This is a genomic window from Streptomyces sp. HUAS MS02 (assembly GCF_055702265.1).
In genome coordinates this window covers 3406556-3419013 of the sequence record NZ_CM146747.1, presented here as the reverse complement: position 1 = coordinate 3419013, position 12458 = coordinate 3406556, and the positions used below count along the sequence as shown (strand labels likewise).

The following is a 12458-nucleotide window of genomic DNA, read 5'->3' as shown; positions in this document are numbered from 1 at the left end:
TCTGGATGAGATCCAGACCGAGATCCACCTCGAGATCCACCTCGAGATCCATCCCGAGACCCAGACGCAGAACCGCCCTGCTGGCGGTCGGAGCCCTCGCCTCCGGCCTCCTGCTGATCTCACCCCAGCCCGCGTCCGCCGCCAACCTCATCCAGAACCCCGGCTTCGAGACGGCCGGTACGGACGACATGCCGTACTGCTGGAAGAAGTCGGGCTGGGGCGACAACGACTTCACGTTCACCACGACATCGGATGCCCACTCGGGCTCCAAGGCCATGAAGGTCGAGCTGACCCGCCGGGCCGACGGTGACCGCAAGGCTCTGATCACCGAGTCGGCGGCCTGCGCGCCCTCGGTCACGGTGGGCAAGCAGTACGACCTGGCTCTCTGGTACAAGTCGACGACGCCGGACACGTCCATCACGCTCTTCCGGCACGACACCACGGCCGGATGGCAGTACTGGACCGACCTCAAGACGCTCGAGATGGCGGGCAGCTGGACCGAGGCCACGGTCCGTACGCCCGCCGTGCCGGCCGCCACGGACCGCATCGCCTGGGGTGTCTCCGTCTACGGCACGGGCTCCGTCACCACGGACGACTACACGATGGACGTGGTCGCCGACCCCGTCCCCGAGCCGCAGTGCACGGGCACGCCGGACGAGTGCCTGAACGGCCGCTGGGACGTGCTGCCCACGCAGAACCCCGTCCGCTCCATGCACTCGGTCGTCCTCAACAACGGCAAGGTGCTGCTGATCGCCGGCTCCGGCAACAGCGAGGAGATGTTCGAGGCGGGCACCTTCACCTCGGCGGTGTACGACCCGAAGAACGGCACGTACAAGCAGATCCCGACCCCGGACGACATGTTCTGTGCGGGCCACGTGCAGCTCGACGACGGCCGGGTCCTGGTGATGAGCGGCAACAAGGGCTATCCGTCGGCCGACGGCACGATCGGCTACCAGGGCTACAAGGACTCGTACATCTTCGACCCGGTGACGGAGACGTACAGCAAGACCAACGACATGAACGACGGCCACTGGTACCCGTCGGCGACGATCCTCGGCAACGGTGACGTCATCTCCTTCGGCGGCCTGAAGGAGGATTCGACCGGTTCGGTGACCGCCGAGCTGTGGTCGGACGCCGAGCAGAAGTGGCTCGAACTCTGGAAGGTCAACCAGACCTGGTCGTACTGGGGCCTGTACCCGTCGATGATCCTCATGCAGGACGGCCGCCTCTTCTACTCGGGCAGCCATGTCTTCGGCAACAACATCCCGGGCACGGGTTCGGCGATCTACGACTACGGCGCCAACACGGTCACGCAGGTCCCGGGCCTGCAGCGGAAGGACGAACGCGACCAGTCCGCGAGCGTGCTGCTGCCCCCGGCCCAGGACCAGAAGGTCCTGACGCTCGGCGGCGGCAACATCGAGTCCAACCCGGTCGCGAACCGCCTGACGGACATCATCGACCTCAAGGCCGCGAACCCGGCGTACGTCGCCGGCCCGCCGATCCCGCAGGGCACGGTGGACCTCGGCAACGGCAAGGTCGCCCAGACGGGCGACCAGGGCAAGATGTACGTCTCCGCGGTGCTGCTGCCCGACGGCAAGGTCCTGGAGACGGGCGGCGCCCTGCACAACCGCGCCGACCCGGTCTACGAGACCTCGATCTACGACCCGGCGACCAACACGTTCGACCCGGTGGCGACGGACCCGGAGGAGCGCGGCTACCACTCCTCGGCGTTCCTGCTCCCCGACGGCCGTGTCATGACCACGGGCGACAACCCGGGCAACGGCACCTGGAACCACGACGTGTCGATCTACACCCCGCCGTACCTGTTGAAGGGCCCGCGGCCGACCATCACCTCGGTGATCGACAAGGAGTGGGTGTACGGCGACACGCAACGCATCACGGTGGACCGCCCGATCGCGAAGGCGGAACTGATCCGCCCCGCCGCCGTGACCCACTCCTCGGACCCGAACCAGCGCTTCGTGGACCTCCCCCTGTCGGTCGACGGCAACAACGTGGACCTGAACGTGACGAGCAACCCGAACCTGGCGCCGCCGGGCTGGTACATGCTCTTCGCGGTCGACGCGAACGGCGTCCCGTCGGTCGCGGAATGGGTGCACCTCCAGGGCCCGTCCGCACTGGCACAGGCGTCCGGCGAGGCCCCCTCGGCCCACGTCCACGACTTCGCGGACGCCCCGAAGGGCAAGGTCACGGGCCCGGGGAAGAAGACCAAGTCGAAGAAGGTCAGCCCGACGATCTCCGGCTGCGACCGCCACTACGGCACGGCGAACGTCTGCGTCCCGACGACGTTCCCGGCGGAGGTCAAGAACACGACGGCCGCGCGCTGCGAGTGGCTGTCCCGGAACGACTACGGCCGCCTGAAGGTGAACGGCAAGGACGACCCGCTGAAGCTGGACCGCAACGGGGATGGCCGGGCGTGCGGGAAGGGGGACGTCGTGAGGCGCCGCTGACGATGATCGGTGGAGTGGCTTGATCGGTCCCGTACCCGGCAGTGGTCGCCGGGTACGGGACCGTTCGCGGTTATTGGGGACCGACGCGGCGAGCGACGCCGGGCGGGGTCTGAAGGGGGTGCCGCCCAGTCCGGCGCGGCGGGAGGCGGGGGATGACCGTCGAGGGCACGAGAGGGGGGTCTGTACGGTGAGTTCGCTACCAGACCCCGGCCGGCACCGGGTGGGAGGGGGCGCCGTTCCCGGCCGCGGGTGCATCGTGGCGACCGTGGTGGGAGCTGGGGAGCGTGGTGGCAACGAAGTCGTGCTCGGCGAACCGGCCTGCTTTGCTGACCAGGACGACCAACGGTGGTAGCGCGGTGCGAGCAAACGGCGGTACGTAGCGCGGAGTGCCAGGCGGATACCGGATCTGGGATAAGAAGGGACGGCGCTGGTAGGGAGACCGTTACGAACTCTGACCCGACGGTCTGCTGGCAGAGTTGAACAGCAGTGCCGATCCCGACAGGGTCTCCACTCTCCTGAAGCGCTACCGAGCGCTGAAGCGGTAACCGTCGTTCGCAGGGGGTTGGCAGAGCATGAGGGCTAAGGACCGCGCCCTGTAAAGATCCACAACACAGGCGTCCAGCCACTCCCTGTCCGATAGTCTCCCCGCGCCAAGATCACCGAGCCGGAAGCCGGATTCGGGCCCACTGCGCGACGGGGCTACGTGACTTCGCGGCTCATGTCGTCTCACGGAGTGGAGAACACCATGCCCCGATGGGCCATCGTGAAGGCTGACGGTGAGGCGGAAGCCTTCCGGTACAACATCCACAAGGAACTGGAAGGGACCGAAGCCCAAGCGCTTGCAGAGATGCTGCGGATCATCGACACCGTTGCAGAGGCTCTCACGGAAGCAGGGCTCCGCCGAGAGAGGAGACGGGTCTTCCGTGTGTCCGAGCGCAGCTACGTCGTGCGCGTCGAAAGTCGATGGTCGAGCCACGAGGCTCACTTCACCCTCGCCGAACTCATAGCCGACACCCACGACGACGAGTTCCCCAGCAGTGCATCCGGGGCGACGCAGAGGCCGTGAATCCTGGCCGCAGGTTGGCGGCATACTCGCGCAGGCCGTGCACGCCCCGTCCTCTAGATCCACTGCGCTACGCTCCGCGCCATGAAGCTGAAGTCAGCGGCCACAATGATTCTCGTCGGCTCGGGTTGCATAGCCACCATCGCGGCAACGGGCGTGTGGGCGCTGTCGAGTGGACTGCTCCATGGCTGCACCAAGGCTGACGAAGAGCTCGCCCCCACACTGGCGTCCTCGCCCATCCTCGACGCGCACCCGAGCCAGACGCAGCCGCAGGACGAGCGGTACTCCGGATGCGACGAGGACGACGGATTCGCCTACGCCGGCCAGTACTACCGACTCACGACATCCCGAGCCGACGTGCTGACTTTCTATCGCCAGGCCGCCACAGAGGACGGCTGGCGACTCAAGAGCGCCAACCCTTCGCCGTCCCCGGCACCTGACAGCCTTGCGGTCGACATCTCGGCGCTCTGCTTCGAGAAGCCCGTCGCGGGCACCACCGCCCATCTCGCTGTGTGGTTCCCCGGCGATCTCGGGGACAGCCCCGACGACTACGGCTTGGAAGTCACAGCCAGCCATGACGGCACCGCCTGGTGCTGACCCGGCATCGCCGCGTTCGAGAGAACCGAGGCGATTCCTCGCCCTCGCCTCCAGGGCTGGCATGTGAAGGTCCGATCTCTGCCCAGTCCGCTCGACGAGGGGCCGTGCCATTCGCGTGCCAGATCGTGCGGGGAACCACGGGGAACAACGGAGCCTGGCTGCCGGGGCGACCAGGGCGCCAGCACCGCTCCAGCACAGGTCATTACGGCAACTGCCACCAGAAGACCCAAGCTTCCCGAGCTGAGGGTCTTCACGGCACCATGGTCCACTGACCATAGGGGGCATGGTGGGGAACAAGGAGACAGAGCAGGCCGCGATCACACACGTGATGGCCTTGGAACGAGCCGCCGGCCGCGATCCGAAGGACGTCCGCACCTCGGGTCTCCCGTACGACGTCGAAAGTCTGCCTCGTCTGATCGAGGTGAAGGCATTCAGCCGCACGGCGCGCAGCGAGGCGCTGCCACTGGAACACCGGCAGGTGGAGGCCGCCAGGGCGAACTCCGAGCACTACTACCTCTACGTGGTCGACAACCTTGCAGGTGCAGAAGGAACCGAGGTCGGTGTGCGCATCCTGCACGGAGAGGCACTTTCGGCGATGATCGAGCGAACCCAGCCCCAGATCACGTACTGGCCCACGTTCAGGGCAGCCGAGTACGACCAGGCGGAGCGGCTGCATTGAGTGCTGCAGCGAAGTACAGCAACCACCGTGACCGCACTTGACCGCCAACAGCCATCAACGGCCGACTGACCAGCCCACAAGACCCCGATGACCTCCCAGCCGAGAGTTCGGGACGAAGAGGTCGTGCCACCCAGGACAGCCGTAGGGTGAGGGCGTGCGAAACGACCGCCACGACGAGCCTCTCTCCGATGAGGAGCTGGAACTCTTCCTGCAGTACCTCCATCGTTTCGCCAACCACGACGTCGATCAGTTCGTGATCATGGAAGTAGGCGACCCCGACCACCCGTGCTACCTGAACCTGTCACGGGCTCCGGCACCCGGAACCGACCCTGCCGCCTACCGTCGCCCGTAGCCGCACCGGCGGGTCACCTGACATCCATGGCTGACATCAACAGCAACGGACGCCAGCAATTCCGGGCGGTCGTAGACGTCAGCTCCAGCCTCGCAGTAGCGGACCGCTGAGGGCGTCGGATGGAACTCCTAAAGCGGGTGTCGCAGGTTCGAACTGGCCGAGTCCGTACACGGGTGAGGTCGATCCGGATTCCCCGGGCATCCTCGTTCACGAAGAGGGAGGGTGGCCCGCAGGCAGCTGACCCTTTGCAGTCGCCTGCGGGACAGGCTGTCCGAGGGCAGTCGACAACAGCCGCCGACACCAAGTGTGTTGTCGCGTCACTGGTCCGAGGTGTCCGAACACAGGTCACAAAGATACGTAGCTACGACCAGGGCAAGAAGAAGTAGCCCCGTCCAAAAGAAGCCCCCTAACTGCAGCTTTCCTGCCAGGAGGGGCTTCTTCCATGCGCCTGTGCCCTGCCTGAGCTGTCAGGTCCCTGGACAACGTCGGAAACCTTGTAAGTGCTTGTTCCCTTGGGCAAGGAGCCTGCCGGGCTCGGGCAGGGATCATTCCGGGTGGGCCACTGCCTCCTTCTGCAGTTCCACCGCCGCCAGCAAGCCCAGCTTCGGCTCCGCCTGGCGCAGCGCCTTCAAGGCCGCGACTGAGGCGATGTCCCCCGTGAAGCCGACGGCGGCCAGCCGGGAGCGCGCCCAGCGGGCACGCAGCTGGGTTTCGGTGGCGGCGGCGGTTGACTCGACGAGTGAAGCGGCGAGCTCCAGGCCCGGGCGTTCCTCGGGCGAGGCTTCGAGCAGCGCCTGACGCAGGGCCGACGCGATCACGTCCGCATCCCGGACGAGCAGCACGAAGTTGTGCTTCTTGTTCAGTCCCACAATTCCTGTCATGCGGGTCATCGTGATGGCCATTTTCTGTACCTGCCAAGCGACTTGAGGAACCTCAGAGGCTCGGCCGTTGCCATCGCCGGACGCCTCGCTCGGGTCATGATCGCGAACGACCAACGGGAACTAGCCGCGCTGCTCGACGGCGCGTCCGTGCCAGACCCGTGCCAGATCGTATGGGGAACCGCGGGGAACAGCGGGTAACAGGCCGGCGGAGAACCAAGCTCCGAGATGGCATCACCAGAGGTGAGACCGGCGATCTTTCCCAAACGCCCCTAGCTTCCCGAGCTGAGAGCGCGAGTTCGATTCTCGTCACCCGCTCCACGAAGAAGGCCCAGGTCACCGACCTGGGGCCTTGCTGGTTGACGAGAGCTTTGACATGCGCCTCATGCGATGGTGTACCCCGCGTCCCCGAAGTCTGCGACTACGCGCAGTCGACCGCCGAGCGCTTCCACGTAGGCCCGGAGAGTCGCGACCTCCGCGCGATCCACCTTACCGTGCTCGATGGCGGAGACCCGAGGTGCCGATACCCCCATTGACGCGGCCACTTGGCGCTGAGTCAACGCCTGTTCACGCCTGACCTCCGCGAGCTTGTGAGCACGCACTTCGGCGGTCAACCGGTCCATGGCCGCTTGCTTCTCCTGAGGCGACCGCACCGGCAGTCCCGAGGCCGCACGCCGCTCGCGCGCCTTGCGCTTGGTCTCCTCCCAGCTCACGGTGCTCATTCGTACTCCCTGGTTTCAAGATCAGCCAGATGTCTCTGGTACCGCTCCTCAGCGAGCGGAATGTTGATGTCGTACCAGCGCTGCCAGTTTCCTGCCTTGTCGTCGGCCACCAGCAGCACGGCCCGGCGTGCCGGATCCAAGGCGAAGAGGATGCGGATCTCACTGCTCCCGGACGATCCCGGCCTCAACTCTTTCAGGTGATGGTTCTCAGCACCCTTGATCCGATCCACCAGCGGACGGCCGAGCGTTGGGCCCGTTGCCGCCAACATGTCGATGGCGGGCCTCGATCCGAGGCGGCCCCTCCGCCCAGGCGGACCGCTCTATCCGACGGATATGCCGTGCACGGTGGATGTGGCGACCCAGGAGCAGCCCGAGCCACGGCCGCAGAGGCTGAGCATCCGGGTCCGGCTCCGAGGTGAGACGGTGATCTGGTCCGACCTGATGTATCCGGGCCTCGATGGCAGGCCCGTCGAGGAGGCTCGATATCGCCTTGAGCAGTACTTGGGCGAGGTCGAGCGCGCCTACGCGGCGCTGGCGGGCGACCCCACTGGCGGCGGGTTGGCGTTCGGTCTTCTCTTCGGGCTGAAGGCGCTGGGCGAGCGCGCCAGGCAGCGTCGGCTCCAACGGCTGGGGCTTTGGGAGCCGCCCGTCAGGGACTGAGCACGTCCTCAAGCTTGTCCCGCTTGGTAGTGGAGAAGAGGCACAGCCGTCCCAGTAGTCGCCAGCGCCCGGCACTGGCCCGGCGGCGGGCGTCAGAATTGCTTCGGGGCGAACCAGACCTCAGCTTCGCTGATCAGCTGGCGGCAGCAGGACCTGTTTACGACCGAGGTATGACCGACGCGACCGGGGCTCGCACCAGCAGAGCACCGGATCGAGCCGCGTCTCAGGCCGGCCGGTGTCGGAGAGCCGGCGTCTGGCCGTTCTTCTCGGGACAGTGCACTATGCGCAGGAGTATCGCCCGAAGAAGTAGTGAGGGGTGTTGTGCGCGCGCTCACCGTCATGCGGGAGTGGAGTCCGCGGCGCAGGGTGGCTTTCGCCGTGGCGTTTCAGGTGTTGTGGCTGGGCGTGCTGCTGGCGGCCCTGCTGAGTTGGGAGCTGCCGTTGACCGCGCCCGTCGTGATCGCGCTGTGGGCAGGGCCGGCTGCAGGAGGAGTCCTGGGTATCTGGATGGGTTCGAAATCGTCGCCCTAGTGACGGCAATCACCGATGAACTGCTGACACCCGCCCCGTGGCGCGGTCCGAGCCAGTGGTGTGGGTGGTTTTCGGGCCCTTCAGGCCGAGTCGGCTGTACTCCCTCGGCCGTTCGGTGGCGCCGGCCGCCGTGAGCGGTGCGGCCAGGCTGCTGCCGCGCCGCCGGGCCGGTGCGATGCGGTGGTGACCGGGCTGCTCGCGGCGGGCTTTCCGGTGGGGACCGTTCGGGCGGTGGTGCGCGTCGAGCGGCGGACCAGTGGCGGTGGAGCGCGGGGTACGTATCCGACCCGGACGGTGTGAGGGGGCCGACCGACGGGACCCCCGCGCGTCGGCCTCGCCCTGCCGTCCGGTCCCGATTCAGCCCGGGCTCATGCGCAAGGCCCGCTCAACGCGCCCTCAACGCCTCCCGCACGATTGCCTCCAACTGTTCGTGGTGTGCGCCCTTCCAGTACGCGCGGCCGCACGCAGCGCACTGGGCGAAGACGTCGTACGAGCGTTGTGTGCCGCCCTCCAGGCGGTCCGCCACCTGCTCCTTCGTCGCCGGCTTCAGGAGGCCGTTGCAGGCGGTGCAGCGGGTCCAGGGGTGGAGGGCCGGGGCGAATCGGGTCAGCACCTCGCGGAGTTGTTCTTCCGGCTGGGTGCTGTAGATGTACGCGCCGGCCCACAGCTCGCGGCGCCGCAGCAGGCCCCGGTCGCGGCTCAGCATCACCCGGCGGTCGGTGGCGGAGAGCGTGGCCAGGGCCGGGTCGCCGATGTCGGTGGACTCGTAGGCCGCGTCCACGCCCAGGAGGCGCAGGCGGCGGGCCAGCGTGCCGAGGTGGACGTCGAGGAGGAAACGGAGGGGGGCGCCCGGGACCTGCTGGGGGCGGGCGACGGGACGTACGATCACCGACTCGCCGTCGGCCGGGATGTGCCCCACTCGCACTTCGTGGCCGTCCACGACCAGCGCGCCCACCTCCGTCAGCGGGACGCCCAGGGACTCCACGACATGGCCGAGCGTGGAGACTCCGTCGACGGCCAGCGGCGTCACGCCCGCGCGGCGGCCGTGCGGGACGAACAGGGCCAGTTCGGGGGCGACTTCGATGTGGATCTCGGCGGGTTTCACCTGGTCAGGATCGCATGGGGGAGGGGAGCGGGCTCAGGGATTTTCCACTCGGGGGCTTCCACTCAGGGGCTTACTGTCGGGGGCAGGGTGGTCCGGGCCAGTGTCGGGTCCCGCACCGGGGCGGTCCGTGTCCAGGCCGTGCTGGATCGTGTTCAGGGCGCGGTCCACCAACTCGGCGAAGTCGTCGCGGTGGTCGTTCTCCGCCCAGTAGAGCGATGTCTCCAGCAGGGCGCCGATCAGGGACATCGCCCAGACCCTGACCTCCAGGCTGTCGGGGTCACGGCCGGTGCGTTCGGCGATGGCGGTGCAGAGCATGCGGCCTGTCACCGACATGCTCTCCATCATGCGGGAGCGGACGGCCGGGACCTGGACCATCAAAGAGGTACGCAGCCGGGCGACCTCCATGTCCTCCTCGATGCCCGTGCGGACGGCCTCCCGCATCACGTACCGGATGGTGTCCGTCCAGGGTTCGTCCGCCGGGCGGGACCGCAGTTCCTCCATGAGGATCGGGTCGTACTCGTCGGTGAGGACGATGTCCTCCTTGGTCGGGAAGTAGCGGAAGACGGTCGACGGCGAGACCTCCGCCCGGTCGGCGATCTGCTCGATCGTCGTGGCGTCGTAGCCCTGCTCCCGGACCAGTGCGTACATCGCGGAGCGGATCGACTCGCGCGTCTTGATCTTCTTCCGCTCCCGCAGTCCGAGCGGGGGGCGGTCGGCGGGGTGCGCGGGGGGCGGGGGAGTGCTGGGGCGTGCGGCCGTCATGCGGTCATTGTCAGGCATCGGCCTTGGACGTGGCCAGGTCAGGGCCGGTGCCCCGCGCTTTCCCGATGCTCCGCCCCGACGGCGCGCTCGGCAGGAAGGCCGCCGTCAGCAGCGTCGCGACCAGTGCCGCGCCACCGCACACCAGCAGGATCACGCCCATGCCATGGACGTACGAACTGTTCGCGGACGTCAGGAGATCGGCCGCGCCCGCGCGTTCGGCGACCAGGTGCGCCGCGACCACCGAGTCCCCGGCGGTGTCGGCCGCCGACCCGGGCAGGCCGGTGACGTCGAGGCGGTCCCGGTAGACGCCCGCGAGCAGACTGCCGAGCAGCGCGATGCCGATCGCGCCGCCCACCTGGCGCAGCGTCATCAGCAGCCCGGAACCGCTGCCGGCCCGGTCCGTGGGCAGGGTGCCCAGCGCCCCGGACATCGCGGGCACCATCGCCACCCCGAACCCGGCACCGGCCAGCGACAGCCACAGTGCCGTGAAGCCGTACCCGGAGTCGACCGTCGTACGGCTGCCGAGGAACGCGGCGAACGACAGCACCGCCAGCCCCGCGCTCACCACGGCCCGCGACCGGAAGCGTTCGACGACCGGCTGCGCCGCCCGCGCGCCGACCAGCAGACCGCCCATCAGCGGCAGCAGCCGTACCCCGGTGCCCAGGGCGTCATGGCCGAGGACGGCCTGGAGGTACGGCGGCAGGACGAACAGCAGGCCGGACAGGACGAACATGACGAGGGTCGCCGCGAGCGTGTTGAAGAGGAAGCCGCGGTGGGCCAGCAGCCCCATGTCGAGCAGGGGGCGCGCGGAACGCCGTTCGCGGAGCACCAGCGCGGCGATCAGTACGGCGGCCGCCGCGAACATGCCCAGGACGAGCGGGTCGCCCCAGCCCCGGGTGGGCGCCTCGATGATCGCGTAGATGAGGGAGCCGAGGCCGGTCGCGGTGAGCGCGGTGGAGACGGGGTCGACCCTGGGGGAGGCCGGGTCCCGGGTCTCGGGCAGGAGGAAGACGCAGGCGGCGATGCCGAGGGCGACCATGGGGAGGTTGATGAGGAACACCGAGCCCCACCAGTAGTGGTCGAGCAGCCAGCCGCCGATGACCGGGCCGAGCGGCAGCCCCAGCATGGAGCCCGCCGAGACGATGCCGACCGCCTTGGTGCGCTCGTCGGGCGCGAAGAGCGAGGGCAGCACCGAGAGGGCGAGCGGGGTGACCAGCGCGGCGCCGATCCCCATGACGGTGCGGGCCGCGACGACCGCGTCCACGTCCTGGGCCAGGGCGCCGACCAGCGATCCCGCGAGGAAGATGGCGAGCCCGACGATCAGCATCCGCCGCCTGCCGAAGCGGTCGCCGAGCAGGCCCGCCGGGAGCATCAGGGCCGCGAACACCACGATGTACGCGTCCGCCATCCTCCCCCAGTGCTAAACGCCTGGGGGGACCCCCAGCTGTTCACCGGTGGTCGCGCCCAGCTCTCCGGCCATGGTCGGCAGCGCCACGTTCAGGATCGTCATGTCGAAGCCGAGCGTCAGCATGCTCGCGACGAGGGCACCGAGGGCCCACCAGCGGCGGGGGTCGGGCCGGGCCCCCGAGGGTTCAGCGACAGGTTCAGTGACAGTCTCCATAAATTGAGAGTAACTCTCAAAAGAATGTGAATGCCAATTGAACGGCGGCCCGGTTCCGTGTGCGGGCACGCGAAAGTGGCCGCGGCTTGGTAGCCACGGCCACTGAAGAGGGCTGCGTGCGGTCGTCCCCGAGGGTTACGCGTGCTGGTACGCCACCAGGGAGATCCCCACGTAGTGCGTGATGAACGCCGCCAGCGTCAGGGAGTGGAAGACCTCGTGGAAGCCGAACCAGCGCGGTGACGGATCCGGGCGCTTGAGGCCGTAGATGACTCCGCCGATGCTGTAGAGGACGCCGCCGACGATCACCAGGACGAGGACGGCGATGCCGCCGGTGCGCATGAAGTCGGGCAGGAAGAAGACGGCCGCCCAGCCCATCGCGATGTAGCACGGGGTGTAGAGCCAGCGCGGGGCCCCCACCCAGAAGACCCGGAAGACGATGCCGGCGAGCGCCGCCGCCCAGATGCCCCACAGCAGCCACTGTCCCTTGGCGCCCGGCAGGAGCAGCATCGTCAGAGGGGTGTAGGTGCCCGCGATGATCAGGAAGATATTGGCGTGATCGAGCCTGCGCAGGACGCCGTCCATGCGCGGGCTCCAGTTTCCCCGGTGGTACAGCGCGCTCACGCCGAACAGCAGGCACGCCGTGAGGGTGAAGATCCCGCAGGCGATGCGTCCGCGTGTGGAACCCGCGAGCGCGGTGAGCACCAGGCCGGCGACGAGCGCGGCCGGGAACATGCCGAGATGGAGCCAGCCCCGGAGTCTGGGCTTGATTTCGCCGGTGATCTGTTGGATCTCGTCGGTGATCGTGTGGGCGATCTGTTGCGGCAGGGATCGCGCGTCGGGGTCGCGGCTGTCGGCCGACGTTTCCGCGTGCGCATCGGGGACGGACGCTGTCATGTCCTGCATCGTACCTACGGAACCGTAACTTACGGGAGCGTGCGGGCCGTTCGTGCCTCGCTAAGTGGCCATCGTCTCACGCGGGGGCCTCGCGGGCGATACCCGAGCCCTCAACTGGACACCCCT

At 68.2% G+C, this 12458-nt stretch carries 12 protein-coding genes and 3 pseudogenes; 8 read left to right on the top strand and 7 right to left on the bottom strand.

The window, feature by feature from the left end:
* The first annotated feature begins 5 nt into the window (after positions 1-5).
* From ACZ9QC_RS14500 to ACZ9QC_RS14475, 6 genes and pseudogenes are all read left to right on the top strand, one after another.
* Positions 6-2468 (top strand): galactose oxidase-like domain-containing protein, encoded by a 2463-nt coding sequence (locus tag ACZ9QC_RS14500; RefSeq protein WP_472920520.1) that lies wholly within the window; start codon positions 6-8, stop codon positions 2466-2468.
* 361 nt (positions 2469-2829) lie between these two features.
* Positions 2830-3013: pseudogene (locus ACZ9QC_RS14495) on the top strand (hypothetical protein); the annotation flags it as partial.
* 188 nt (positions 3014-3201) lie between these two features.
* On the top strand, positions 3202-3534 hold the full coding sequence (locus tag ACZ9QC_RS14490) for a hypothetical protein (RefSeq protein WP_472920519.1): 333 nt from the start codon (positions 3202-3204) through the stop codon (positions 3532-3534).
* Between the two features lie 81 nt (positions 3535-3615).
* On the top strand, positions 3616-4128 hold the full coding sequence (locus ACZ9QC_RS14485) for a hypothetical protein (protein ID WP_472920518.1): 513 nt from the start codon (positions 3616-3618) through the stop codon (positions 4126-4128).
* A 283-nt stretch (positions 4129-4411) separates the two neighbouring features.
* Positions 4412-4807 carry a protein NO VEIN domain-containing protein gene (locus ACZ9QC_RS14480; RefSeq protein ID WP_472920517.1) on the top strand — a complete coding sequence of 132 codons (396 nt, stop codon included), beginning with the start codon at positions 4412-4414 and terminating at the stop codon, positions 4805-4807.
* Between the two features lie 154 nt (positions 4808-4961).
* Positions 4962-5159 carry a hypothetical protein gene (locus ACZ9QC_RS14475; protein ID WP_472920516.1) on the top strand — a complete coding sequence of 66 codons (198 nt, stop codon included), beginning with the start codon at positions 4962-4964 and terminating at the stop codon, positions 5157-5159.
* A gap of 545 nt (positions 5160-5704) precedes the next feature.
* Here the strand turns inward: ACZ9QC_RS14475 and ACZ9QC_RS14470 are convergent.
* The 3 genes and pseudogenes from ACZ9QC_RS14470 to ACZ9QC_RS14460 form a co-directional block, all read right to left on the bottom strand.
* Positions 5705-6061 (bottom strand): hypothetical protein, encoded by a 357-nt coding sequence (locus ACZ9QC_RS14470; RefSeq protein ID WP_472920515.1) that lies wholly within the window; start codon positions 6059-6061, stop codon positions 5705-5707.
* 359 nt (positions 6062-6420) lie between these two features.
* Complete coding sequence (locus tag ACZ9QC_RS14465) at positions 6421-6759, bottom strand: XRE family transcriptional regulator (protein ID WP_472920514.1); 339 nt, start codon at positions 6757-6759, stop codon at positions 6421-6423.
* Positions 6756-7037, bottom strand: a pseudogene (locus tag ACZ9QC_RS14460) (type II toxin-antitoxin system RelE/ParE family toxin); the annotation flags it as partial. The gene ACZ9QC_RS14465 and the pseudogene ACZ9QC_RS14460, both read right to left, overlap by 4 nt.
* Before the next feature lie 145 nt (positions 7038-7182).
* On the opposite strand from ACZ9QC_RS14460, the gene ACZ9QC_RS14455 reads away from it, so the two are divergent.
* Positions 7183-7419 carry a hypothetical protein gene (locus tag ACZ9QC_RS14455; protein WP_472920513.1) on the top strand — a complete coding sequence of 79 codons (237 nt, stop codon included), beginning with the start codon at positions 7183-7185 and terminating at the stop codon, positions 7417-7419.
* A gap of 321 nt (positions 7420-7740) precedes the next feature.
* Positions 7741-7950 carry a hypothetical protein gene (locus ACZ9QC_RS14450; protein ID WP_472920512.1) on the top strand — a complete coding sequence of 70 codons (210 nt, stop codon included), beginning with the start codon at positions 7741-7743 and terminating at the stop codon, positions 7948-7950.
* Positions 7951-8335: 385 nt separating this feature from the next.
* Here ACZ9QC_RS14450 and ACZ9QC_RS14445 read toward each other — a convergent pair whose 3' ends face one another.
* The 4 genes and pseudogenes from ACZ9QC_RS14445 to trhA form a co-directional block, all read right to left on the bottom strand.
* A complete protein-coding gene (locus ACZ9QC_RS14445) occupies positions 8336-9055 on the bottom strand; it encodes a Mut7-C RNAse domain-containing protein (RefSeq protein WP_472920511.1) in 720 nt (239 codons plus the stop codon).
* 33 nt (positions 9056-9088) lie between these two features.
* On the bottom strand, positions 9089-9817 hold the full coding sequence (locus ACZ9QC_RS14440; RefSeq protein ID WP_472920510.1) for a TetR/AcrR family transcriptional regulator: 729 nt from the start codon (positions 9815-9817) through the stop codon (positions 9089-9091).
* Between the two features lie 10 nt (positions 9818-9827).
* Positions 9828-11438, bottom strand: a pseudogene (locus ACZ9QC_RS14435) (MFS transporter).
* A 135-nt stretch (positions 11439-11573) separates the two neighbouring features.
* A complete protein-coding gene (trhA, locus tag ACZ9QC_RS14430; RefSeq protein ID WP_472920509.1) occupies positions 11574-12332 on the bottom strand; it encodes a PAQR family membrane homeostasis protein TrhA in 759 nt (252 codons plus the stop codon).
* Positions 12333-12458 lie beyond the last annotated feature (126 nt).